The sequence below is a fragment of the Mycobacterium sp. genome, from assembly GCF_965230835.1.
Taxonomy (GTDB): domain Bacteria; phylum Actinomycetota; class Actinomycetes; order Mycobacteriales; family Mycobacteriaceae; genus Mycobacterium.
Genome location: NZ_CBDDLW010000002.1, coordinates 1,543,120 through 1,565,613, shown reverse-complemented (window position 1 = coordinate 1,565,613; position 22,494 = coordinate 1,543,120). Strand labels below are relative to the sequence as shown.

22 protein-coding genes and 3 pseudogenes are annotated in these 22,494 nt (G+C 62.1%); 17 read left to right on the top strand and 8 right to left on the bottom strand.

The window, feature by feature from the left end; translation table 11 throughout:
* Positions 1-12 precede the first annotated feature (12 nt).
* Positions 13-423 carry a DUF4189 domain-containing protein gene (locus tag ACO07W_RS07685; RefSeq protein ID WP_421842134.1) on the bottom strand — a complete coding sequence of 137 codons (411 nt, stop codon included), beginning with the start codon at positions 421-423 and terminating at the stop codon, positions 13-15.
* Between the two features lie 278 nt (positions 424-701).
* On the opposite strand from ACO07W_RS07685, the gene ACO07W_RS07680 reads away from it, so the two are divergent.
* The 7 genes from ACO07W_RS07680 (at position 702) to ACO07W_RS07650 (ending at position 7,405) form a co-directional block, all read left to right on the top strand.
* A complete protein-coding gene (locus ACO07W_RS07680; RefSeq protein WP_421842132.1) occupies positions 702-872 on the top strand; it encodes a hypothetical protein in 171 nt (56 codons plus the stop codon).
* Positions 873-1,611: 739 nt separating this feature from the next.
* Positions 1,612-2,370 (top strand): deoxyribonuclease IV, encoded by a 759-nt coding sequence (locus ACO07W_RS07675; RefSeq protein WP_421842130.1) that lies wholly within the window; start codon positions 1,612-1,614, stop codon positions 2,368-2,370.
* Between the two features lie 47 nt (positions 2,371-2,417).
* On the top strand, positions 2,418-3,257 hold the full coding sequence (locus tag ACO07W_RS07670; protein ID WP_421842128.1) for an alpha/beta hydrolase family esterase: 840 nt from the start codon (positions 2,418-2,420) through the stop codon (positions 3,255-3,257).
* Between the two features lie 60 nt (positions 3,258-3,317).
* Positions 3,318-4,946 carry an acyl-CoA dehydrogenase family protein gene (locus ACO07W_RS07665; RefSeq protein ID WP_421842126.1) on the top strand — a complete coding sequence of 543 codons (1,629 nt, stop codon included), beginning with the start codon at positions 3,318-3,320 and terminating at the stop codon, positions 4,944-4,946.
* A gap of 9 nt (positions 4,947-4,955) precedes the next feature.
* Positions 4,956-5,894, top strand: coding sequence for a crotonase/enoyl-CoA hydratase family protein (locus ACO07W_RS07660; protein ID WP_421842124.1), 939 nt, complete (start codon positions 4,956-4,958; stop codon positions 5,892-5,894).
* 15 nt (positions 5,895-5,909) lie between these two features.
* Positions 5,910-6,641 carry a PaaX family transcriptional regulator C-terminal domain-containing protein gene (locus ACO07W_RS07655; protein WP_421845858.1) on the top strand — a complete coding sequence of 244 codons (732 nt, stop codon included), beginning with the start codon at positions 5,910-5,912 and terminating at the stop codon, positions 6,639-6,641.
* A complete protein-coding gene (locus ACO07W_RS07650) occupies positions 6,638-7,405 on the top strand; it encodes a crotonase/enoyl-CoA hydratase family protein (protein WP_421842122.1) in 768 nt (255 codons plus the stop codon). Before ACO07W_RS07655 ends, ACO07W_RS07650 begins: the two co-directional genes overlap by 4 nt.
* Positions 7,406-7,426: 21 nt before the next feature.
* Here ACO07W_RS07650 and ACO07W_RS07645 read toward each other — a convergent pair whose 3' ends face one another.
* Positions 7,427-7,912, bottom strand: a complete 486-nt coding sequence (locus tag ACO07W_RS07645) for a DUF3060 domain-containing protein (protein WP_421842120.1) — start codon at positions 7,910-7,912, stop codon at positions 7,427-7,429.
* A gap of 32 nt (positions 7,913-7,944) precedes the next feature.
* On the bottom strand, positions 7,945-8,322 hold the full coding sequence (locus ACO07W_RS07640; protein ID WP_421842118.1) for a DUF3060 domain-containing protein: 378 nt from the start codon (positions 8,320-8,322) through the stop codon (positions 7,945-7,947).
* Between the two features lie 273 nt (positions 8,323-8,595).
* On the opposite strand from ACO07W_RS07640, the gene ACO07W_RS07635 reads away from it, so the two are divergent.
* The 6 genes and pseudogenes from ACO07W_RS07635 to ACO07W_RS07610 all read left to right on the top strand — a co-directional run.
* Positions 8,596-9,243, top strand: a complete 648-nt coding sequence (locus ACO07W_RS07635) for a TetR/AcrR family transcriptional regulator (RefSeq protein WP_421842116.1) — start codon at positions 8,596-8,598, stop codon at positions 9,241-9,243.
* Positions 9,244-9,680: 437 nt separating this feature from the next.
* Positions 9,681-10,055, top strand: a complete 375-nt coding sequence (rpsL, locus tag ACO07W_RS07630) for a 30S ribosomal protein S12 (protein ID WP_007167812.1) — start codon at positions 9,681-9,683, stop codon at positions 10,053-10,055.
* Positions 10,055-10,525 (top strand): 30S ribosomal protein S7, encoded by a 471-nt coding sequence (gene rpsG, locus ACO07W_RS07625; protein ID WP_421842112.1) that lies wholly within the window; start codon positions 10,055-10,057, stop codon positions 10,523-10,525. The genes rpsL and rpsG overlap by 1 nt, the downstream gene beginning before the upstream one ends.
* Positions 10,526-10,607: 82 nt before the next feature.
* Positions 10,608-12,713 carry an elongation factor G gene (gene fusA, locus ACO07W_RS07620; RefSeq protein ID WP_421842110.1) on the top strand — a complete coding sequence of 702 codons (2,106 nt, stop codon included), beginning with the start codon at positions 10,608-10,610 and terminating at the stop codon, positions 12,711-12,713.
* 181 nt (positions 12,714-12,894) lie between these two features.
* Positions 12,895-14,085, top strand: coding sequence for an elongation factor Tu (tuf, locus tag ACO07W_RS07615; protein ID WP_421842108.1), 1,191 nt, complete (start codon positions 12,895-12,897; stop codon positions 14,083-14,085).
* Between the two features lie 132 nt (positions 14,086-14,217).
* Positions 14,218-14,628 (top strand): annotated as a pseudogene (locus ACO07W_RS07610) (SHOCT domain-containing protein); the annotation flags it as partial.
* Between the two features lie 34 nt (positions 14,629-14,662).
* Here ACO07W_RS07610 and ACO07W_RS07605 read toward each other — a convergent pair.
* A pseudogene (locus ACO07W_RS07605) lies at positions 14,663-15,643 on the bottom strand (IS256 family transposase); the annotation flags it as partial.
* 76 nt (positions 15,644-15,719) lie between these two features.
* Between ACO07W_RS07605 and ACO07W_RS07600 the strand changes: the two are divergent.
* Positions 15,720-16,864, top strand: a protein-coding gene (locus ACO07W_RS07600) for an IS3 family transposase (RefSeq protein WP_421840069.1) whose coding sequence is annotated in 2 segments (ribosomal slippage) — positions 15,720-15,987 and positions 15,987-16,864 — 1,146 coding nt in all. Because the reading frame shifts where the segments join, the coding sequence is not laid out codon by codon here.
* Here the strand turns inward: ACO07W_RS07600 and ACO07W_RS07595 are convergent.
* Positions 16,781-17,326, bottom strand: a complete 546-nt coding sequence (locus ACO07W_RS07595) for a transposase (protein WP_421842106.1) — start codon at positions 17,324-17,326, stop codon at positions 16,781-16,783. The genes ACO07W_RS07600 and ACO07W_RS07595 overlap by 84 nt on opposite strands.
* Positions 17,327-17,346: 20 nt before the next feature.
* On the opposite strand from ACO07W_RS07595, the pseudogene ACO07W_RS07590 reads away from it, so the two are divergent.
* The 3 genes and pseudogenes from ACO07W_RS07590 to ACO07W_RS07580 all read left to right on the top strand — a co-directional run.
* Positions 17,347-17,784, top strand: a pseudogene (locus ACO07W_RS07590) (SHOCT domain-containing protein); the annotation flags it as partial.
* A gap of 79 nt (positions 17,785-17,863) precedes the next feature.
* On the top strand, positions 17,864-18,712 hold the full coding sequence (locus ACO07W_RS07585; RefSeq protein WP_421842104.1) for a mycofactocin-coupled SDR family oxidoreductase: 849 nt from the start codon (positions 17,864-17,866) through the stop codon (positions 18,710-18,712).
* 13 nt (positions 18,713-18,725) lie between these two features.
* Complete coding sequence (locus tag ACO07W_RS07580; protein ID WP_421842102.1) at positions 18,726-19,934, top strand: NAD(P)/FAD-dependent oxidoreductase; 1,209 nt, start codon at positions 18,726-18,728, stop codon at positions 19,932-19,934.
* A gap of 151 nt (positions 19,935-20,085) precedes the next feature.
* On the opposite strand, the gene ACO07W_RS07575 is transcribed toward ACO07W_RS07580, so the two are convergent.
* The 3 genes from ACO07W_RS07575 to mftR form a co-directional block, all read right to left on the bottom strand.
* Complete coding sequence (locus ACO07W_RS07575) at positions 20,086-20,559, bottom strand: hypothetical protein (protein WP_421842100.1); 474 nt, start codon at positions 20,557-20,559, stop codon at positions 20,086-20,088.
* Between the two features lie 226 nt (positions 20,560-20,785).
* Positions 20,786-21,835 carry a DUF2332 domain-containing protein gene (locus tag ACO07W_RS07570; RefSeq protein WP_421842098.1) on the bottom strand — a complete coding sequence of 350 codons (1,050 nt, stop codon included), beginning with the start codon at positions 21,833-21,835 and terminating at the stop codon, positions 20,786-20,788.
* Positions 21,832-22,428, bottom strand: coding sequence for a mycofactocin system transcriptional regulator (mftR, locus tag ACO07W_RS07565; RefSeq protein ID WP_421842096.1), 597 nt, complete (start codon positions 22,426-22,428; stop codon positions 21,832-21,834). Before mftR ends, ACO07W_RS07570 begins: the two co-directional genes overlap by 4 nt.
* Positions 22,429-22,494: the final 66 nt, after the last annotated feature.

Here is a 22,494-nt window from a genome sequence, read left to right as displayed (position 1 = left end):
GGTCGACGACGCTTAGTTGCATGCCCAGTTGTCGATCCAACCGCCGCCAAGCCGGATTATGGCGTCTTCTTCTGCCATCCGGCGGTTGGGGCCGTGCCCTCCGTGGCGGCTTGTGCCGTCGTAGGCGACGGCGCCGCAGCGGGTAAAGCTGCTGAGCACTTTGCAACTGCCGATGCCGCACTGTTGCAATGCGCTGGCCTCGGCTTGGGCGCGAGTTCGATGGCTCCACGATTTGCCCCACGCGCCGTTGGGCGCATACGCGATCGCACCGTAGTAGGTAGTTGGCGGTGGGAGAATGCGACCCGTGATCAAGTCGTCGTTGAGATACGCGCCTGCTGGTCGAATCAACGCGATGGTCATCAGGAGCGCCGCAGCGAGGCCGATGACCGCAAATGCCGTTCGCCGTACAAGCTTTGCCGTCATTTCCTGACCCCTTTCCGAAGGCTGCAATCGAGTGGCATCAACGAGATGAGACGAAGTGCTGAGGGTGGCCAACGTGACGCCCTAGCAGAGGGCGGGCAGCAAAGCCACGTCGTTGGCCGATGTCGTCGCGTGCTGTCCCCGAAGCGGGGCTAGGGCCAGCCGGAAACGACCTGATAGGGACCTTTGTTTCCCGGTCTTTCCTACAAAGATCACGCACATCACCAGGCTCAGCCCAGCCAGACGTATCAGCGCGGATTGGCCGAAACAGCCCGTACGCCATGATCATCACCAACGCCCACCGTCAGCGTGGCCAACTGCCACGCAGGGCACTCTTAGGCGACCAGATGGGGCCCAACGGCCCTAAGAACGAGGATAGTCATCGGGCAACCTCGAAGACAACCGCGACTCAGGGGCACGGCACCATGATCGAGCAGTCCATTGCCGGGTAGGGCCCGTGTGCACCCAGCGAGATATCTTTGGAGCCCGGTAACCACAATTGTGCCCGGCGATTGTTGCGTTTATTTGAGACAATCGATCACGTCGCCTAGGCTGCCTGAACCAACCGCCCTCGCCAGCCAGCCGAAGTGGGCGCAGTTCGGAGACCTATATCGGAATCGGAAGCAGCGGAACGAACTTATCCACTAATCCGTCGCACCCAGGAATCAAACCATGACTGAATTGCCTGACTCCCCGAAGCAACCGGCTGATTCGAGCGCCGAACGGCAAGGTTCGGAGCCGCTGCAGCCTGACCCGCGGCCAGATGAACAGCCAAAACGGCTTAACCAAATCCTAGTTTGGGTTGGGATCATCGCTGGGGTGTTGTTCATCGTCGTCCTAATTTTCTTTTCCGGATTCATCGTCGGCTACGCCAATCACGGCTGCTACGGCGGTAATAGTGGCGACCACTCCGAGCACATGGGGCCGGGAGGAGAGCACGGCAAGGGCGGTATGACCGGACCTGGCCCGATGGGGCCAGGCCAAATTTGGCCCAGGTCTCTGATTCCGACCCCACTTCGCCCGTGAAGCCGCTTGCTCGCCGAGGAAGCCCGGAAATGGCGTTATGAATCGGCGCGCCGGCGCCGCCTGCACGGGTGAGTAGGTGCATGGCCCGCTACGGCCGTAGCCAGTAGCAGTAGTAACCCCGCACACGCTGCCCGCAGGCAACGAGCCACTCACTAGACTGTCCGCGTGCTCATCGGTTCGCACGTCAGCTCGCAGGATCCGCTCGCCGCAGCGGAGGCCGAATGCGCTGACCTGGTGCAGATTTTCCTCGGCAACCCGCAGAGTTGGAAGCCGCCTAAACCGCGCGAAGACGCACAAGTGTTGAAAGCGGCGGTTCTTCCGATATACGTGCATGCGCCTTACTTGATCAATGTCGCGTCGGCGAACAATCGGGTACGGATCCCGTCGCGCAAAATGCTGCAGCAGACATGTGATGCGGCGGCCGCCATCGGCGCGGTCGCGGTCATCGTGCACGGCGGGCACGTCGCCGATGGCAACGAGATCGATGAGGGTTTTCAGCGCTGGCGCAAGGCGCTTGACCAGCTCGAAACAGAGGTTCCGGTGTACCTCGAAAACACCGCGGGCGGTGACCACGCTATGGCTCGCCGCTTCGACACCATCGCCCGCCTCTGGGACGTCATCGGTGACACCGGCATCGGGTTTTGTCTAGACACGTGTCACACATGGGCCGCTGGTGAGGCCTTGGTAGGCGCCGTGGAACGGATCAAGGCCATTACCGGCCGCATTGACCTGGTTCACTGCAACGATTCCAGGGATGAGCCGGGTTCGGGGCGTGACCGCCACGCCAACCTAGGTAGTGGTCAGATTGACACCGAGCTCCTGGTAACAGCGGTAAAGGCCGCGGGTGCGCCGGTTGTTTGCGAGACCGCCAGCGAGGGGCGCAAGGACGACATCGCGTTTCTGCGCGACAAAACGAGCGGCTGACGGCGAAGTCTGTTCACGAACAGCAGGCGTCGCCTACTGTTCACCTCATGATCCACCGCGTTGCCACCCTGCTGGCTGCGGTACTTGCGCTCGCGGGCTGCTCGTGGGGAACACCGCCGCCGGGTTTCGGGAACGGCACGAGCTTCCACACCATCAGCTTCGGTGGACTGGACCGTGCCTATCGGCTCTACAAGCCTGCAGGATTGGCGCCGTCAGCGCCGCTGGTGGTGATGCTGCACGGCGGTTTCGGCAGCGCCGCGCAGGCCGAAAGGTCATACTATTGGGACGAATTGGCCGAATCGGAGAAGTTCGTCGTTGCCTACCCCGATGGCCGCAATCGGGCCTGGAACGTCAATGGTGGGGGCTGCTGCGGCCGATCTGCCCGAGAAGGTGTTGACGACGTCGGTTTTATTGACGCGGCCGTCGCTGACATGGCCAGGCATGTCAGCATCAACCCTGGCCGGGTCTACGCCACCGGCATGAGCAACGGCGCCATCATGTCGTACACGCTTGCCTGCAATAGTGGGATATTCGCGGCGATCGGCCCGGTGTCCGGGACCCAACTGGATCCTTGCCCAAACCCGAGTCCGGTGTCGGTCATGCATATTCACGGAACCGGGGACCCGCTTGTGCGCTATTCGGGCGGTCCGGGTTCCGGCATCGGCCGTATCGACGGACCGCCGGTACTCGCGCTAAACGCATTCTGGCGCAATGTGGACCAGTGCGCACCCCCGGCGATCACGACAAGCGGGTCAATTGCCACGTCAACGGCCGGATGCGCCGACAATCGCAGTGTGGTGCTGGTGACCTTCAACGAAGGCGGCCACCGGTGGCCGTCATCGGCTCCTGAGATTCTCTGGGAGTTCTTTGCCGCTCATCGGCGCTGAGCACATCCTCACGTCGTTACACGTTATGTGCGATTGTTGGTCAAATGTAACATTGGTTCTATGCCGGACACCCATGTCGTTGCCAACCAGGTTCCGCCCCTGGAGAACTACAACCCCGCATCATCGGAAGTTCTGGTCGAAGCCCTGATTCGGGAGGGCGGCCAGTGGGGCCTGGATGAGGTGAACGAGGTTGGTGCGCTGGCCGGATCCGCTCAGGCGTTGCGGTGGGGTGAGCTGGCTAATCGCAACCGGCCTGTCCTGCATACCCATGACCGTTGGGGCCATCGCATTGACGAGGTGGAGTATGACCCGGCGTACCACGAGCTGATGCGCTCGGCGATCAGCTACGGCCTGCATGCGGCACCGTGGGCCGACGCACGGCCCGGTGCTCACGTGGTGCGGGCTGCGAAGATGTCGGTTTGGAACGTCGAGCCAGGCCACGTGTGCCCGATCTCGATGACCTATGCCGCTGTTCCAGCGTTGCGGTACAACCCAGAGTTGGCAGCGGCGTACGAGCCGCTGCTGGTCAGTTGTGAGTACGCGCCACAGCTGAAGCAGGCGTTGGCGAAACCTGGCATCACCGCAGGTATGTCGATGACCGAGAAGCAGGGCGGCTCCGACGTGCGCGCCGGCACCACAGCGGCGAGCCCGAACGCCAACGGGACTTACAGTCTGACTGGCCACAAGTGGTTCACTTCGGCGCCGATGTGCGACATATTCTTGGTGCTCGCACAAGCGCCGGGCGGGCTGTCCTGTTTCATGCTGCCGAGGGTGCTACCCGACGGCACCCGCAACCGGATGTTCCTGCAGCGCCTCAAGGACAAACTCGGCAATCACGCCAATGCCTCCAGCGAGGTCGAGTACGACGGTGCCACCGCGTGGCTGGTCGGTGAGGAGGGGCGTGGAGTCCCGACCGTCATCGAGATGGTCAATCTCACCCGGCTGGATTGCACCCTGGGTAGCGCAACCAGCATGCGCACCGGGCTGACCCGGGCCATCCACCATGCTCAGCACCGAAAAGCGTTTGGCGCCTATCTGATCGAGCAACCGCTGATGCGTAACGTGCTGGCTGATCTCGCGGTGGAGGCGGAGGCCGCGACCATCGTTGCGATGCGGATGGCCGGAGCTACCGACAGTGCGGTACGCGGAGACCGAACCGAAGCCCTGCTGCGCCGAATCGGCCTTGCGGCAAGCAAGTACTGGGTATGCAAGCGTTCCACTCCACACGCGGCGGAGGCCCTGGAGTGTCTCGGCGGCAACGGCTACGTGGAGGATTCCGGGATGCCACGGCTGTACCGTGAGGCGCCGCTCATGGGAATCTGGGAAGGCTCAGGAAATGTCAGCGCGCTTGATACGCTGCGTGCCATGGCAACTCGACCCGAATGTGTTGAGGTGCTGTTTGACGAACTTGAGCACAGCGCGGGGCAGGACACGCGGCTGGATGACCGCGTCAGACAGTTGCGGCAGCAGCTGAGCGATCTTGACGCCATCGCCTACCGTGCTCGAAAGATCGCGGAGGATATCTGCCTGGCCTTGCAGGGATCACTGCTGGTGCGCCATGGACATCCCGCTGTCGCCGAAGCGTTTCTGGCCACTCGGCTCGGCGGGCAATGGGGAGGTGCGTTCGGAACCATGCCGGCCGGCTTGGATCTTGGGCCCATCCTTGAGCGTGCCCTGGTCAAGGGCTGAGCCGGCGACATGACGCACGAAATTGGGGCGGTCGACTTGGACAATCTGAAAACCATGACCTACGAGGTCAGCGATCGGATCGCGCGAATTACCTTCAATCGACCCGAGCACGGCAACGCGATCGTCGCCGATACGCCGTTGGAACTGGCGGCATTGGTGGAGCGTGCTGATCTTGACCCCAACGTCCACGTCATTCTGGTGTCCGGGCGGGGGCAGGGTTTCTGCGCTGGTTTCGACTTGTCCGCGTACGCCGAGCGGTCGACTTCCTGGGGTGGCAGCGATCCATATCGGGGCACTGTTCTGGACGGCAAGACGCAGGGTGTCAATCACTTGCCCAATCAACCGTGGGACCCCATGATCGACTACCAGATGATGAGCAGGTTCGTGCGCGGCTTCTCTAGCCTGATGCACGCCGACAAGCCCACGGTGGTCAAGATCCATGGCTACTGTATTGCCGGTGGGACCGACATCGCCCTGCACGCCGACCAGGTGATCGTTGCCGCCGACGCCAAAATCGGCTATCCGCCGACCCGGGTGTGGGGTGTTCCAGCCGCAGGCATGTGGGCGCATCGGCTTGGCGACCAGCGTGCCAAACGTATGTTGCTCACTGGCGATTGCATCACCGGTTCACAGGCTGCCGAATGGGGTTTGGCGATTGAAGCGCCGGATCCCGAAGACCTCGACGAGCGTACCGAACGGCTTGTGCAGCGGATCGCCGCGTTGCCAGTCAATCAGCTGATGATGGTCAAGCTCGCTCTAAATTCTGCGTTGTTGCAGCAGGGTGTGGCCACGAGCCGGATGGTTAGCACCGTTTTGGACGGCGCAGCACGGCACACGCCCGAGGGGCACGCTTTCGTCGCCGATGCGGTCGAGCACGGGTTCCGGAATGCGGTGCGAAACCGCGACGAGCCGTTCGGCGACTACGGTCGCCAAGCTTCACAGTTTTAAATCATGCCGAACACGCTGGCACGCATGACCGCCCGTTCGGTGGTGCTCAGCGTGTTGCTTGGTGCTCATCCCGCGTGGGCCAGTGCCGGCGAACTGGTAAGGCTGACTGCGGATTTCGGTATCAAGGAGACGGCTTTGCGGGTTGCGCTTACCCGCATGGTAGGTGTCGGCGACCTTATCCGGTCCGACGACGGCTACCGGCTCTCGGATCGCTTGCTGGCTCGTCAGAGGCGGCAGGACCAAGCCATGTGCCCGCGGGTAGGTGTTTGGCGCGGAGGTTGGCACCTGTTGGTCGTCACCAGCGTCGGCGCCGACGCACGCGCGCGGGCTACGTTGCGAAACAACTTGCACCATAAGCGTTTCGGTGAACTGCGTGAGGGCGTGTGGATGCGTCCGGACAATCTCGACCTAGAGCTGGAACCAGAGGTTCGCGCTCGAGTGCGGGTATTGTCGGCGCGCGACGATGCGCCCGACGCGTTGGCTGGGAAACTGTGGGATCTGTCGGGTTGGGCTAGTGCGGGGCATCAGTTACTCGACGAGATGGCGGCGATGGCCGCAGCCTTCGACATTCCCGGTCAGTTCATGGTGGCCGCAGCAATGGTGCGTCACCTGCTCACCGATCCGATGCTGCCAGCCGAACTGCTCCCAGCCGGATGGCCGGGCACTCAGCTGCGGGTGGCCTACCACGAATTCGCCAGTGAACTAGTGAAACGACGCGACGAACCCAACCCCTTGGAGGCGACATGAGTGATCCGGTGCGTGTGGAGCGCAATGGTCCAGTAACAACGGTGATTATTGACCGGCCGCAGGCACGCAACGCCGTTAACGGCCCGACGGCTGCCGGGCTGTTCGCGGCTTTTCAGCAATTCGACCGCGACGACTCTGCCTCGGTGGCCGTGTTGTGGGGCGCCGGCGGAACCTTCTGCGCGGGAGCTGATTTGAAGGCATTCGGTACGCCAGAGGCCAATCCAGTGCACCGCACTGGTCCCGGGCCGCTGGGGCCATCTCGAATGATCTTGTCCAAGCCGGTGATTGCCGCGGTCAGTGGCTACGCCGTCGCCGGCGGACTGGAATTGGCGATCTGGTGCGATCTGCGGGTGGCTGAGGAGGATGCCGTGTTCGGCGTCTTCTGCCGCCGATGGGGCGTGCCGCTGGTCGACGGCGGAACCGTGCGGCTGCCGCGGCTGATTGGGCACAGCCAGGCCATGGACATGATTCTCACCGGGCGCGGTGTGCCCGCGTCCGAGGCGCTAACGATGGGGCTGGCCAATCGGGTTGTGCCCAAAGGGGAGGCTCGAGGGGCTGCCGAGAAGCTGGCAGCTGAACTGGCCGCGTTGCCGCAGCAGTGCCTGCGAGCGGATCGGTTGTCGGCGTTGCACCAGTGGGGGTTGCCCGAACCCGCGGCGCTCGATGCCGAGTTCGCCAGCATTTCCCACTCGGCTGCCGAGGCCCGGGAGGGCGCTGGGCGGTTCGCCGCCGGTGCCGGTCGGCATGGTGCTCCTGCGGGCTAGGTGGGGATCGGGGCGACCAGGTTAGCCCTTCTTGATGGTGTTGCCCGCACCGATGTTGTCGACTACCGGGTCGCCGCTGCGGTATGTGATGGTGTTGTTGAGCCCAACCACGCTGAGTCGCTGCTTGATTGTCTCAAAAGTAATCTCGTTGTTCGCTCCGCCGATTGTCACTGTCGCGCAGGTACCGGTAACAGTCAGTGTGTTGGCGGATCCGCCCACGTTCAGCGACTTGTTGTCGGCGCAGTCAAGGCCAGCGGTGGTCCCGATCAATCCGTAATTCAGCGTGTCGCCAATCTCGATTGCAGCGGTGGTAGTTCCGCCGCTGGTAGCTGTCGGCGTCGCCGTTGCGCTGCTTGCCGGCATACCGGTGGTGGGGGCGGGGCTGGTGGCTCCTGGAGGATTGGCGGTCGAACTACAACCGGCCAGTCCGAAAGCTGCCGCGGCCATAGCTATTGCCAGGGGGAGTCCGACCAGGCGAGATAGGTCGGCAGTGACAAGGACACGCATGGTTCCTCGGTTCGTTGTCGAAGGCTGGATCCTCAGCCGCCTACTCGCTGTAGTCGATTCACCATGCCAAGTTCGCGGCCACGGTCCCAGATGAATGGATCACCGTTGCGGAAAAGCACAGTTTCGTCCCAGCCGTAGACGGTGATGTCGTTGGTGATCGTGTCGGCGACGACGGTGTTGGACGAGCCCATTACTGTTACCGCCCAGCAAGTTCCCAGCGCAGTAACGGTGTTGTTGGTGCCGTTGACGAGCACGGTCGAATCGTTGCAATCGATTGTCTGCTCGACACCCATTCCAGTGATGTGGGTGTCGCCGTTCTTTGCGTGTGCGACCGGCGGTGGTGCGGCTGCAGCGGCAGCAACAGCGACGACGCAGGTAGCCAGCGAACCGGCCGCGGTTGTCCACCTCATTGTGGGGCCCCTTCGGTTGGCGGGTGGTCTGCTCGATCGTGACTTGGATTCGGACCTTTATTCAGAGTACGTGCATGTGCCTGCTCGACGACAGGCGTGAACGCATTTTGCGACGGTACTTTCTTAGATGGCCCCGGCGTGCCTTTCGCGCCGCCACCCGCGTCTGGCTCAGCTGTTTTGTGATTCAGTCAACTAGAGTCGTTAGTTGACTCGGCTTCCACCGGTAGCGGTGGTTTCTCGAAACCGATCATCCCAACCGAAGGGTGAATCGCCATGCCAGTTCCGCGGGAAGCGCCGTTAGCGGCTGGACGTCCGCGCAGCGGTAGGTCCGCGGCCCGCCCGGCCAAACTCAGTCGTGACAGCATCGTCGAGGGTGCTTTGACGTTTCTGGACCGAGAGGGCTGGGACTCGCTGACCATTAACGCGCTGGCGACGCAGTTGGGGACCAAGGGGCCTTCACTGTACAACCACGTCGACAGCTTGGAAGACCTGCGCCGCGCGGTGCGGATTCGGGTCATCGACGACATCATTCACATGCTGACCAGGGTCGGTGAAGGACGCGCTCGAGATGACGCGGTGCTGGTCATGGCCGGTGCCTACCGCAGCTATGCGCACCACCATCCAGGCCGGTACTCGGCGTTCACCCGAATGCCCTTTGGTGGTGATGACCCGGAATACACCGCTGCGACCCGAGGCGCGGCCGGACCGGTCATCGCGGTTTTGTTGTCGTATGGCCTCGACGCAGAGGAGGCGTTCTACGCAGCGCTTGAATTCTGGTCGGCGCTGCATGGGTTCGTATTGCTGGAAATGACCGGTGTCATGGACGAAATCGATACTGATGCGGTTTTCTCCGACATGGTGCTGCGCTTGGCAGCGGGTATGGAGCGGCGTACCGCGCACGGTGTCTCCAACTCGACGTGACGCCGAGTTGAGATCGCTGACCGGGATGGGCCCGTCGGTTCTAAGGAAGTCGGCAAGCGCGATAGGAACCAACGGCCGCCAACCGCCGGGGTGTTGTCGTCACCGTATGTCAGGATGCTTGTTGCGGCGTTTCGTGCATGCTGGGAGTTGTGGCAGTGTTGGGTGAGAAGGCCGCTTTGACCTGCCAGACCGCCGGCGGGTATCGTGGTAGCTCGTGCCTGGCGGCCCATCGCGCCTGAGCTAATGGCGTGGATCCCGGGCCAATTCGCATGTCCATGATGCCGTGGATCAGACGGATGAAATCGGGGCGGGCGTAAGCCACACACCCGGTCGCGGGTTGCTGCGGCGGGGCACAACTGTAGTACGAGGACTTTTGAGCAGGGGATATGTAGCACGTCCCCAAACGGAACGCGAGAAGAAACACAGAAAGCCGGTAGATGCCAACCATTCAGCAGCTGGTCCGCAAGGGTCGTCGGGACAAGATCGCCAAGGTCAAGACCGCGGCTCTGAAGGGCAGCCCGCAGCGTCGTGGTGTTTGCACCCGCGTGTACACCACAACTCCGAAGAAGCCGAACTCGGCGCTTCGGAAGGTTGCGCGCGTGAAGCTGACTAGCCAAGTTGAGGTCACCGCGTACATCCCGGGTGAAGGCCACAACCTGCAGGAGCACTCGATGGTTCTGGTACGTGGTGGTCGAGTCAAGGACCTGCCGGGTGTGCGGTACAAGATCATCCGCGGCTCGCTCGATACTCAGGGTGTGAAGAACCGGAAGCAGGCTCGTAGCCGTTACGGCGCCAAGAAGGAGAAGAGCTGATGCCGCGCAAGGGACCCGCGCCCAAGCGTCCGTTGGTCAATGACCCTGTTTATGGATCGCAGCTGGTCACGCAGTTGGTGAACAAGGTGCTGTTGCAGGGAAAGAAATCGTTGGCGGAGCGCATCGTTTACGGCGCCCTGGAAAATGCTCGCGACAAGACCGGCACAGATCCCGTTATAACGCTTAAGCGTGCCCTCGACAATGTCAAGCCAGCCTTGGAGGTCCGGAGCCGGCGTGTGGGTGGTGCAACTTACCAGGTGCCGGTCGAGGTGCGCCCTGAGCGCTCCACCACGCTCGCGCTGCGCTGGCTGGTGGGCTTCTCTCGGCAACGCAGGGAGAAGACGATGATCGAGCGTTTGGCAAACGAGATCTTAGATGCCAGCAATGGTCTGGGAGCCTCGGTCAAGCGACGCGAGGACACCCACAAGATGGCTGAGGCGAACCGCGCTTTTGCGCATTATCGATGGTGAGAGTTGTCGGCGAGCTAGCAGGGACTCGAAACCGACAGCAACGGAAAGCTAACTAGGCAACTGAAAGAGTGGGAAGACTTCTGTGGCACAGAAGGACGTGCTGACCGATCTTACAAAGGTCCGCAATATCGGCATCATGGCGCACATTGACGCCGGCAAGACCACGACGACTGAGCGCATCCTCTACTACACCGGCATCAGTTACAAGATCGGTGAGGTCCATGACGGCGCCGCCACCATGGACTGGATGGAGCAGGAGCAGGAACGCGGCATCACCATTACTTCCGCGGCAACCACCTGCTTTTGGAATGACAATCAGATCAACATCATCGACACGCCGGGTCACGTCGACTTCACCGTGGAAGTTGAGCGCTCGCTGCGCGTTCTTGACGGTGCCGTCGCGGTCTTCGACGGCAAGGAAGGTGTCGAACCGCAGTCCGAGCAAGTGTGGCGGCAAGCCGACAAATACGACGTCCCACGGATCTGCTTCGTCAACAAGATGGACAAGATCGGCGCGGATTTCTACTTCTCAGTGCGCACGATGGAAGAGCGCCTCGGCGCCAACGTCATTCCGATCCAGCTGCCAGTCGGCTCGGAGGGGGAATTCCAGGGCATCGTCGACCTCGTCGAGATGAAGGCGAAGGTGTGGAGCGCTGAAGCCAAGCTTGGCGAAAAGTATGACGTTGTCGATATTCCGGCCGATTTGCAGGAGAGGGCTGCGGAGTACCGAACCAAGTTGCTTGAGGCCGTCGCCGAAACCGACGAGGAGTTGTTGGAAAAATACCTCGGCGGTGAGGAACTCAGCATCGCCGAGATCAAGGGTGCTATTCGTAAGTTGACTATCGGCTCTGAGGCATACCCGGTGTTGTGCGGCAGCGCCTTCAAGAACAAGGGCGTGCAGCCGATGCTGGACGCGGTCATCGACTACCTGCCTTCGCCGCTGGACGTGCCGCCGGCTGTGGGGCGCCCGCCCGGCAAAGAGGACGAGGAGGCTCTACGCAAGCCGTCCACCGACGAGCCATTCTCGGCGCTGGCATTCAAGGTTGCCACGCACCCGTTCTTCGGCAAGCTCACCTATGTGCGGGTGTACTCGGGCAAGGTCGACTCCGGCAGCCAGGTCATCAATGCCACCAAAGGCAAGAAAGAACGTCTGGGCAAGTTGTTCCAGATGCACTCCAACAAAGAAAACCCGGTTGATGTCGCCAGCGCCGGCCATATCTATGCCGTCATCGGTCTCAAGGACACCACCACCGGTGACACTTTGAGCGACCCGAACAACCAGGTCGTTCTGGAGTCGATGACCTTCCCCGATCCGGTCATCGAGGTGGCAATCGAGCCCAAGACCAAGAGTGACCAGGAGAAGCTGAGCCTGTCGATCCAGAAGCTTGCCGAGGAGGACCCGACCTTCAAGGTTCATCAGGACGCCGAAACTGGTCAGACCGTCATTGGCGGAATGGGTGAGTTGCACCTCGACATCTTGGTGGACCGGATGCGCCGTGAATTCAAGGTCGAAGCCAATGTGGGTAAGCCCCAGGTCGCTTACAAAGAGACCATCAAACGGCTCGTCGAGAAAGTGGAGTTCACTCACAAGAAGCAGACCGGCGGTTCTGGCCAGTTCGCAAAGGTGCTGATCAACCTCGAGCCGTTCTCGGGCGAGGACGGAGCAACCTACGAGTTCGAGAACAAGGTCACCGGCGGTCGGATCCCGCGCGAATACATCCCTTCGGTGGATGCCGGTGCACAAGACGCGATGCAGTACGGGGTTCTGGCCGGTTACCCGCTGGTGAACCTGAAGGTCACCTTGCTCGACGGTGCTTTCCACGAGGTTGACTCATCGGAGATGGCGTTCAAGATCGCCGGTTCACAGGTGCTGAAGAAGGCTGCGGCGAAAGCGCAGCCGGTAATCCTGGAACCCATCATGGCTGTCGAGGTCACCACGCCCGAGGACTACATGGGCGACGTGATCGGCGACCTGAACTCGCGCCGTGGTCAGATTCAGGCCATGGAAGAGCGGGCCGGTGCGCGCGTCGTTCAGGCGCACGTGCCGCTGTCGGAGATGTTCGGCTACGTAGGTGACCTACGGTCTAAGACCCAAGGCCGCGCGAACTACTCCATGGTGTTCGACTCATACGCCGAAGTGCCGGCGAATGTGTCTAAAGAGATCATCGCCAAGGCTACGGGCGAGTAGTGGTTGCGAGGTGACCGCGAGTGGGCGCAAGCTCACGAGCAAGGATCCGAACAGTCAGATTGGGGAGCCGAGCAATCGGTCAGCGCGACAGGGAGTACCCTGGCCCGGTTAGCACCGCGGCACAACTGAAAACATCGAAACTGCTTTTTTTAAGCACCAACAAGTCCAGGAGGACATAGAAGTGGCGAAGGCGAAGTTCCAGCGGACCAAGCCCCACGTCAACATCGGGACCATCGGTCACGTTGACCACGGCAAGACCACCCTGACCGCGGCTATCACCAAGGTGCTGCACGATAAGTATCCCGAGCTGAACGAGTCCAAGGCATTCGATCAGATCGACAATGCGCCTGAGGAGCGTCAGCGCGGCATCACGATCAACATTGCGCACGTGGAGTACCAGACGGACAAGCGTCACTACGCACACGTCGATGCGCCTGGCCACGCCGACTACATCAAGAACATGATCACCGGCGCCGCCCAGATGGACGGTGCCATTCTGGTGGTCGCCGCCACTGATGGCCCGATGCCGCAGACCCGTGAGCACGTGCTGCTGGCTCGTCAGGTCGGCGTACCGTACATCCTGGTCGCACTGAACAAGGCCGACGCGGTCGACGACGAGGAGCTGCTCGAACTTGTTGAGATGGAGGTCCGCGAGCTGCTGGCCGCTCAAGAGTTTGATGAGGAAGCCCCGGTCGTGCGGGTTTCGGCGCTGAAGGCTCTTGAGGGCGACGCCAAGTGGGTCGAGTCGGTCGAGGAGCTGATGACCGCGGTCGACGACTCGATTCCAGATCCAGTCCGCGAGACGGACAAGCCGTTCCTGATGCCTGTTGAGGACGTCTTCACCATCACCGGTCGCGGCACCGTCGTGACTGGTCGTGTTGAGCGCGGCATCATCAACGTGAACGAGGAAGTCGAGATCGTCGGCATTCGGCCGGACACCACCAAGACCACCGTGACCGGTGTGGAGATGTTCCGCAAGCTGCTCGACCAGGGACAGGCCGGCGACAATGTCGGGTTGTTGCTGCGTGGTGTGAAGCGCGAGGATGTCGAGCGCGGCCAGGTTGTCACCAAGCCCGGGACGACCACGCCACACACGGATTTCGAGGGCAGCGTCTACATCTTGTCAAAGGATGAGGGTGGTCGGCACACGCCGTTCTTCAACAATTACCGGCCGCAGTTCTACTTCCGCACCACCGACGTGACTGGCGTGGTGACGCTGCCGGAGGGCACTGAGATGGTGATGCCTGGCGACAACACCAACATCTCGGTGAAGCTGATCCAGCCCGTTGCTATGGACGAGGGCCTGCGCTTCGCGATCCGTGAGGGTGGTCGTACTGTCGGCGCCGGCCGGGTTATCAAGATCATCAAGTAGGTCGGCCTCGCCGAACTTCAGTACTGGGCTCGGATTGCCGATATCGGCATCCGAGCCCAGTACTTTTGCGTTTTCCGGGCGTGCTCGCGCGTTAGTCTGAATCAACGTGCAGGCCACGCGAGGAGCAGGCAGTTGTTGGCGCGCTATATCAAGATGCAGCTGTTGGTTCTGGTCTGCGGCGGTCTCGTCGGGCCCATCTTCTTGGTGGTCTACTTCGTGCTCGGCGGGAGCAGCATGCTGCAGTGGATGCTTTATGTCGGCCTGGTCATCACTGTGTCTGGCGTGCTGATTGCCCTCGGACTGACCAACTACGGTGCGAAGGCCGCGGCGAAGAAAGCCGAACTCGAACGAATCGGAGTGCTGGCGCTGGCGCAAATCACCGGGCTCACCGAAACCGGTACTCGCATCAACAACAGACCGCTTGTGCAGGTCCAACTGCACATCTCTGGAACAGGTATCGCGCCGTTCGATACCGAAGACCGGGTTATTGCCAGCGTGACTCGACTCGGTAACCTCACCGCGGGTGGCGTCTTAGGACTGGTGTAAAAACGCTGGGCGCATGTTCCTGGTGGTCATGTTACGCGGCGGTGGTGTCGGTCGTGGTTGTTGTGGTGGGGGGATGCAGTGGGCGGGGTGGCTCGAGCAGTTGGTGGCGTAGTTCTTGGAGGTGGCGGCTGGTCGCTGATGTTTGGGTGACTCCGCGCCAGCCGCGGCTGGCGCGGTCGAGGACGGCCCATACCAGCGACAGACAGCTGGTTTCGCCGGGTAGGCGGCCGATGACCTTGACCCGGCGACGGGATTCTCCGAAGGTGCGTTCGATGAGGTTGGAATGGCGGATGCGTGTCCAGTGTTGGCGGGGGAAGCGCAAATGCACGCTCAGCGAGGCGAAGTCGTTGGCCAGGCAAGCGACCGCGGCTGGGTAGAGCCCGCGGTATGTGGTGGTGAACTCCTCGGCGCGGCGGGTGGCTTCATCCACGGCCTGCTGGCCGGGTGGCTGGTCAATGTCATCGAAGATCGACCAGAACGCGGCTTTGATCTCGTCCTGGACCGCGACAGGTGTCTTGGCGATGACGTTACGGCAGCGATGGATCAGACACCGCTGACGCAGGCTTGCCGGAAACGTGGTCTCCCATGCGGCGATCAGGCCCGGCGCCCCGTCGGAGATGCCCAGTAGCGGCGGGCGTAGTCCCCGGTTCCTCAGGTCAGCCAAGAAGTCGGCCCACGCATCAGCCGACTCCGCTGCGGCTGGGGCCAGCCCAATAAACAGGGGCTTGCCGTCGGTGCAGATGCCCCAGGCGGCCAGCACCGGCTCGGCCGGGGCGTTGGGATGCATCCGAAAGTTCGAGGCATCCAAGAACAGGTAGTCCAACACCAGCTCATCAAGGCGTCGAGACGACCACGCAGCGAACTCGTCTTTGATGGCCGCACAAATCCGGCTCACCGTCGAGCGCGACAACGCCGCCTGCGAGCCCAGCACCTCGGCCAACGCGGCCTCGATGTCGCGATCCGACAAACCGCGCACCCATCCCGAAATCACCAACGCCTCCAGAGCGTGGGTGGCGTGTTCCCCGTGAATGAGTCCAGCTTGTTTTAGAGTCTCGTGGCCCTAAACGTGGGCTGGAAGGGACAAGGAAATGGCTGGTCGTAAGAGGTATGCCGCCGAAGACATTGTGCGCAAGCTGCGCCGAGCTGATGAGCTGGCCGCCGGCGGCAGCTCCGGTGAGCAGATCGCTGCCGAGCTGGGGGTATCGGCGGCCACCCTGTACAACTGGCGCCGAGCCTACGGGGGAATGGATCTCGATGCGGCCCGCGAGCTCAAGGAACTGCGCGAGCAAAACGGGCGGCTCAAACGGCTGTTGGCCGAGGCCGAGCTCGTCAAAGACGCCCTACGTGAGGTGGCCAAGGGAAAATTTTGAGCCCAGCCGCCAAACGCCGCGCCGTGGACATGCTCACAGAAGTCAAGGGCATCTCAGAACGGTTGGCGTGCCAAGCGGTTGGGCTGGCCCGCTCAACCTACCGACGTGTCCGTATCGACCAGACCCCGGCGGACCCGGATGCCGATCTGCGGGCCTGGCTGCGTTCCTACGCCCGCAAACACCCCTGTCACGGGTTTCGCCGTGCGTGGTCGGCGTTGCGCTACGACGAGCATCACCAGGTCAACAAGAAGAAGATCCACCGGCTGTGGCGCCAAGAGGGACTGCAAGTCGCCGTCCGCTCCCCACGCAAACGTGGTGGTGTGCCCTCAGTGCCGCCGATCATCGCCGATGCCCCCAAGGTGGTGTGGGCGCTGGATTTTCAGTTTGACTCCACTATCGACGGCAGGTCGGTCAAGATCGCCTCGATGCTCGATGAGCACACTCGCGAGTCGCTGCTGGACATGACCGCACGCTCCATCACCGCCGAGGCGCTGGTCGACGAGCTCGAGCGAGTGTTCACCACTGCCGGGGGTCCGCCCACGGTGCTGCGCATGGACAACGGGCCGGAGCTGATTTCTCAAGCGTTGCAGCAGTTTTGCGACGGAAAAGTCGGGCTGACCTATATCCCCCCAGGTCAGCCCTGGAAAAACCCCTACATTGAATCCTTTAACAGCCGCTTACGAAAGGAGTGTCTGAACCGCAACTACTGGACTGACCTGCTCGAAGCCAAGGTGGTGATCAGCGATTTCAAACACGAGCACAACCACCGCCACCGCCACTCATCGCTGGGTTATCGCACTCCGGCCGAATACGCTGCCCAATGCAGCCACACCCATCACCCCATAGCCTGCGACATCAACTAAAATCCAGATCAACAACAACCTGGCTCTAATTCCAGGTGGACCCGATATCGGGGACCAGCCATGGGTGCGCGTCACCCCGGCACCGAATAGCCGCGAACAGAACCGCTCGTCGGTGTCGCGTAGTTTCGGGCGGCATAATTCGACCGAGCCCATCGTGGTCTTCACCGTCGCCGGCGGTTGATACCCATTGCGGTACCCGCCCGGGCCGTCCTGAACCCGACGCTGGTGACGGGCTCGGCCCAACACTGCTTCTACCTCGGCCTCCACGGCGACCTGAAACACCAGACGCACCGATAACCGCCCGACCTCCTCCAAAATCTCGGTCAACGGCCGCTCGGTCGCGGCGAACAACTGATCCATCTCAACACGCACACGCTCAATCGGCGATACTCGCTTGGTCACGGGCGTAGCCCCTCCTTCATAGCTTTCGTCGGTTGCGACGGAACCTACGCCCGTGACCATTTACACCAGCGATGAGACGCGACCTCACCGCGCGCAAGCTTGTGGTCTTGGTCAGTCCCGTCACCCACGAATACCAAATTGACTGGGAGCGGAGCGCCTTAGTCAACGGTTTGGTTCCCGCGCAATTCACGGTAGCCGAAGACAACAGAACCCACGACCTAAGCGGACAAGCAGGTCCGTTGATGGAAATCTTGCAGATTCTCAAAACGCACAATGTTCCGCTAAGCCGCATGGTTGACATACGGTCGAATCCGGCACTGCGCCAGCAGATCCACGCTGTCATCCGACGAGCTGCCGAAAACCAGTCCCGATTGCAGACGGCTGCCCCGTCGGCGTCGGCAGCTCGCCAGCGGTCGATCGCAGAGCGGCTTGAAGAATTGGAGGCGCTGCGGGCCAGCGGCTCGGTGAACGCAGAGGAATACGCCAGCAAGCGAGCGCAGATCATCTCCGAAATCTGAGTCTCGAGCCCAACGGGTTGCCGAGTTAGAACACGTTTCAGTTTCGCTGCTAGCCTGGCACTCGGCGAAAGGGGCTCAGATGGGACCCACAACGCGTGGAGTGGCTGAACAGGCTGGATCACTAGCGGGACGGGTGGCTTTTATCACCGGCGCCGCACGTGGTCAGGGGCGTTCGCATGCGATCCGGCTGGCACGTGCGGGGGCTCATATCGTCGCGCTAGACATCTGCGCACCGGCGTCTGAGTGCGTGACGTACCCGGCGGCGACGCCGAAGGATCTCAGCGAGACTGTCCGCGCAGTGGAAGCCGAGGGCGGCAAAGTGCTGGCGCGAGAGGTGGACATTCGTGATGACGCGGCGCTGCGACAACTGGTGGCCGACGGATTCGAACAGTTCGGCCGCCTGGACATCGTGGTTGCTAACGCCGGGGTGCTGAGCTGGGGTCGGCTCTGGGAACTCACCGATGAGGAGTGGGACACGGTCGTCGGTGTCAACCTGACGGGCACCTGGCGCACCCTGCGAGCCACGGTGCCCGTGATGATCGAGGCCGGCAACGGGGGGTCAATCGTGGTTGTCAGTTCGTCAGCGGGCCTCAAGGCCACGCCGGGCAACGGCCACTACTCGGCTACCAAGTACGGGCTCGTTGGGCTGACCAACTCTTTGGCGCTCGAACTCGGTGAATTCGGCATCCGAGTCAATTCCATCCACCCCTATTCCATCGATACCCCGATGATCGAGCCTGAAGCGATGGCCCAGATATTCGCAAAGCATCGCGGCTACGTGCACAGCTTTCCGCCAATGCCTTTGCAGCGCAAAGGATTCATGTCCGCAGATGCGGTGTCTGATGTTGTCGTCTGGTTGGCCGGTGACGGTTCTAGCTCGTTGTCGGGCACACAGATCCCCGTGGACAAGGGTGCCTTGAAGTACTAGCGCCGGATCGGGTATGAAACTCACCGTGACCAGTACCGAAGACGTCAATGACTTTGATGACGGAATCCTGATTGTCGGCGGCGGCCTTGCGGCTGCTCGGACCGCTGAGCAACTGCGTCGGGCAGACTATTCGGGCCGCCTCACGATCGTCAGCGACGAGGCGCATCTGCCCTACGATCGACCGCCCCTGTCCAAAGAGGTGCTGCGCAGCGAGGTCGATGATGTGGCCCTCAAACCGCGCGAGTTCTACGACGAGAATGGCATCACCCTTCGGCTGGGTTCGGCAGCTACCAGTCTCGACCCCGGCGCGCAGACGGTGACTCTCGCAGATGGAACAGTCCTCGGCTACGACGAACTCGTCATCGCGACCGGCTTGGTACCACGGCGTATTCCGACGTTTCCCGATCTCGACGGGATCCGGGTTTTGCGTTCGTTCGACGAGAGCATGGCGCTACGTAAACATGCGTCGGCCGCCAAGCGCGCAGTCGTTGTCGGTGCCGGTTTTATCGGATGCGAAGTTGCGGCGAGCCTGCGTGGCATTGGCGTGGACGTTGTTCTGGTTGAGCCGCAGCCGGCGCCGCTGGCCTCAGTGCTCGGTGAGCAGATCGGCGCACTGGTGACGCGGCTGCATCGAGCTGAGGGCGTCGACGTTCGCACCGGTGTCGGGGTGGCCGAGGTCCGTGGCGAGGGCAACGTCGACAGTGTCTCGCTGACAGACGGCGCGGAACTGGCGGCAGACCTGGTGGTCGTCGGTATCGGGTCACGGCCGGCCACCGAATGGCTGGAGGGCAGCGGCATCGAAGTCGACAACGGCGTGGTCTGCGACGAAGCTGGGCGCACCAGCGCTGCCAAGGTGTGGGCGCTCGGCGATGTCGCCTCTTGGCGTGATCCGATGGGGCACCAAGTTCGCGTCGAACATTGGAGCAACGTCGCCGAACAGGCCCGGGTTATCGTGCCGGCGATGTTAGGCAATGATGTGCCGTCCAGCGTGGTTGTGCCCTATTTCTGGAGCGACCAGTATGACCTGAAAATTCAGTGCCTGGGGGAGCCGCACGCTACAGATGTCGTCCATCTGATTGAAGATGACGGCCGTAAGTTTCTGGCGTACTACGAACGCGATGGCGTGCTGGTCGGAGTGGTCGGCGGCGGTGTGCCGGGCAAGGTTATGAAGATGCGCGCCAAAATTGCTGCCGGTATGCCTATTTCTGAAGTGCTGGAATAACCGACCATCAAAGGGTCGGCCAATTGCCGCCTAGGCCTAGGTCGAGAGCGCGGCGTGCAGATCTTCGGCGTGCGACGCGGTGGCTATCGTCAATGGGCACAGGCAGGTTGCTGAGTTGGCGGCAGCCGGACAGGTGCGGGGGTCGCGCCGGTCATGCGGCGGAGTGGGGTGGGTGACGGCGGTCACGTCGGTAGCTGCCTATGGCTCGGAGCGCGCCGAGTGCCGCGTACAGGAACGCCGAGACGGACAACAAGATCAAAATGGCGAACATCGAGGCCCAGTCAGATCTGGTGTGGTCTACGCCCCACCAAATGTAGGTGAACATCACAGCGAAGACGAAAAGTGCCGCAGCGCGCCAATTGCGACGATGGGAAGTCGCCGCATCACGCATCGCGTGGCTGCGCTCGACGTTGCCGATGAGTTCGTCGACGCGCAGGTCGATAGAGCGTTGCAGTTCTGCGCGCCGCTGGGTTTGCTCGGCCGGGAGTCGGTCCAGCAAGTCGAGGTCTTCCTTGACCGATCCTCGAATATCCGGGCCCTTGAAGAAATTCACAGCAAGCACGCCTAGCACCAGACCACCCAAGACTGGGGCTGTGCTGATCAAGAGTTGGATCGCGTCATCCATAGCTGTTACTCCTCACTCCATCAACAGGGTTGCCTCGGCAAAGGCTCCGCGGGCTTCACTATGCCGCGATAGTGGCGTAGGCGGGAACGAATTGGCCCTTTGGCTGCTTGGTAGAACCCAGACCAGCAACCGTCGTGGCAATCGCGCGGTGCGGCCGATTCATCGGCCCGTGACGTGTACTCGCCTTTCCTGTGGCGGCAGACGGACTGCCGCTGACTCGTTCTCCTTATTGCCAGCGAACCGGTGGGCCGTGTGGCTGGCATTCGGCCAAAACCCGGTCTTCGCTTCCCGGCCAGCTACAGACACGCACGAGGAATTTGGTTCCGGTGTCACGCGCTTCGATCGTGGGCTCCAAGGTAAGGTGCGCGAACGGGCGGTGGGCTCGGGCGTGCGCCGCTAGGGCCTCGATCCCGCCGCGGACGGCAGTTTGTTCGCTGGCGGACAGATACTGCCAGGTGATCGAATGCCACAGCACGGTCACGGTGCCTTCAGCCAAAGTCAGACCGCGGACCGCGTCGTGCGCCGTCCGGCGGTGCACGTGCGCGGGAACATCGCGGGCGACATCCAGGGCACCTCGTAGCCGGTCTAGCCGAGCTGTCTGATCTGGCCAGACATAGCTCAGCAGAGTCAGTTCTCCGTCAGCGGTGGTGATGTCGATGGGCGCGGTGTCGTAGCCATGCCGTTCGATAATTTGTACCGTAGCCGCAGGGGGAAGTTCACCGAGCCACGCGTTTTCAATGGCGACGGGCGAGTCGGCCGGGCCCCACCGGCCGCCAGCAAAGCCGTAGCTGTATTGGTCTGCTCGCAGGTTTAGGCCGGCGCTGCATCCGATTTCGAAAAGCCTTACCGGCAAGCCGAATTGGCGGCTGATGTGCAGTAGTCCGCCAAGCAACGCCGCAGATCGGCCGACCTCGTTGGTTTGCGGTGGTTGGTCCAGAGCCGCGCGCAGTACATTGGCTTGGCTTGCGGCGGCGTCGACGATGTCGGGCCAGGCGGTCTCAGCGTGCCAGTTGCCACCAGCGCTGGGATACCAGCGCCGCAAGGTCTGGATGCGATCGTCGAGAACCAGCCGGTGCAGGCCGCCGAGCAGGCGAAGCGGAATAGCGTGCTGCGCGGGCGTATCTATGTGGCCGGACAGGATGGTTGCGAAGACACCACTGGCTTGGACGTCGGTAGCCACCCTGTCAAGCAGCTCGGCGTACATCGGGGAACCGGATGCGGCGCATAACCTTCCCTGCGATCGCAGAGTCTGCACCAGGTGCTCGGCGTCGCTCATATGGCGAGCTTATCCAGCCCGCTACCGACGACGTCGAACGCTTTTCCTAGCGCCTGCGGCAAGGGAATGGATTCATAGGTTAGCCAGTGTTCGTAGGCTGAGAGCGCGACCCCGAGCATCGTCCAGGCGACAGTTTGGGGAAGCAGGTCGGTCGCTCTCACCCCCGACCTGCCGGCGACGAACCCAGCGATGACCTCTCGCCACCCCGCGTACATGGTCATTGAATAGGCTTGCAGTTCAGGGGTTTGCAGGATGACCCGCATGCGCTGGCGGTGTCGGGCGGTCTCGGATTCGTCGAAGGTGTTGAAGGCCAACAATGCAGCGCGCAGTGCCCGGCCTAGCGGAACCTGAGGATCGATGTTGTCGAGCAGGCGTCGTAGCTGCGCTAGGTGGGTATTGAAGTCACCCCACGGAATGGCGTTCTTGGATGTGTAGTAGCGAAAGAGCGTTCGGCGCGCAATTCCGGCTGCTTGCGCGACATCTTCGACACTGACCTCGCTGAACCCCCGGGCGGTGAACAACTCGATGGCCACATCGGTGATGTGGTGTGGTGTCGTCGAACGGCGCCGGCCCACTCGCGACTCAGGCGTCATCAGCCCAGCCCTTCCATTCCGGCACTCGATGCCATATCCTGGCGACGATTGTGACCATATCGACGT

Coding starts and splice junctions, on each gene's coding strand:
- ACO07W_RS07685 (WP_421842134.1), bottom strand. CDS start 423: ATGACGGCAAAGCTTGTACGGCGAACGGCATTTGCGGTCATCGGCCTC.
- ACO07W_RS07680 (WP_421842132.1), top strand. CDS start 702: ATGATCATCACCAACGCCCACCGTCAGCGTGGCCAACTGCCACGCAGG.
- ACO07W_RS07670 (WP_421842128.1), top strand. CDS start 2,418: ATGATCCACCGCGTTGCCACCCTGCTGGCTGCGGTACTTGCGCTCGCG.
- ACO07W_RS07665 (WP_421842126.1), top strand. CDS start 3,318: ATGCCGGACACCCATGTCGTTGCCAACCAGGTTCCGCCCCTGGAGAAC.
- ACO07W_RS07660 (WP_421842124.1), top strand. CDS start 4,956: ATGACGCACGAAATTGGGGCGGTCGACTTGGACAATCTGAAAACCATG.
- ACO07W_RS07650 (WP_421842122.1), top strand. CDS start 6,638: ATGAGTGATCCGGTGCGTGTGGAGCGCAATGGTCCAGTAACAACGGTG.
- ACO07W_RS07645 (WP_421842120.1), bottom strand. CDS start 7,912: ATGCGTGTCCTTGTCACTGCCGACCTATCTCGCCTGGTCGGACTCCCC.
- ACO07W_RS07640 (WP_421842118.1), bottom strand. CDS start 8,322: ATGAGGTGGACAACCGCGGCCGGTTCGCTGGCTACCTGCGTCGTCGCT.
- ACO07W_RS07635 (WP_421842116.1), top strand. CDS start 8,596: ATGCCAGTTCCGCGGGAAGCGCCGTTAGCGGCTGGACGTCCGCGCAGC.
- rpsL (WP_007167812.1), top strand. CDS start 9,681: ATGCCAACCATTCAGCAGCTGGTCCGCAAGGGTCGTCGGGACAAGATC.
- rpsG (WP_421842112.1), top strand. CDS start 10,055: ATGCCGCGCAAGGGACCCGCGCCCAAGCGTCCGTTGGTCAATGACCCT.
- ACO07W_RS07595 (WP_421842106.1), bottom strand. CDS start 17,326: ATGGTCACGGGCGTAGGTTCCGTCGCAACCGACGAAAGCTATGAAGGA.
- ACO07W_RS07585 (WP_421842104.1), top strand. CDS start 17,864: ATGGGACCCACAACGCGTGGAGTGGCTGAACAGGCTGGATCACTAGCG.
- ACO07W_RS07580 (WP_421842102.1), top strand. CDS start 18,726: ATGAAACTCACCGTGACCAGTACCGAAGACGTCAATGACTTTGATGAC.
- ACO07W_RS07575 (WP_421842100.1), bottom strand. CDS start 20,559: ATGGATGACGCGATCCAACTCTTGATCAGCACAGCCCCAGTCTTGGGT.
- ACO07W_RS07570 (WP_421842098.1), bottom strand. CDS start 21,835: ATGAGCGACGCCGAGCACCTGGTGCAGACTCTGCGATCGCAGGGAAGG.
- mftR (WP_421842096.1), bottom strand. CDS start 22,428: ATGACGCCTGAGTCGCGAGTGGGCCGGCGCCGTTCGACGACACCACAC.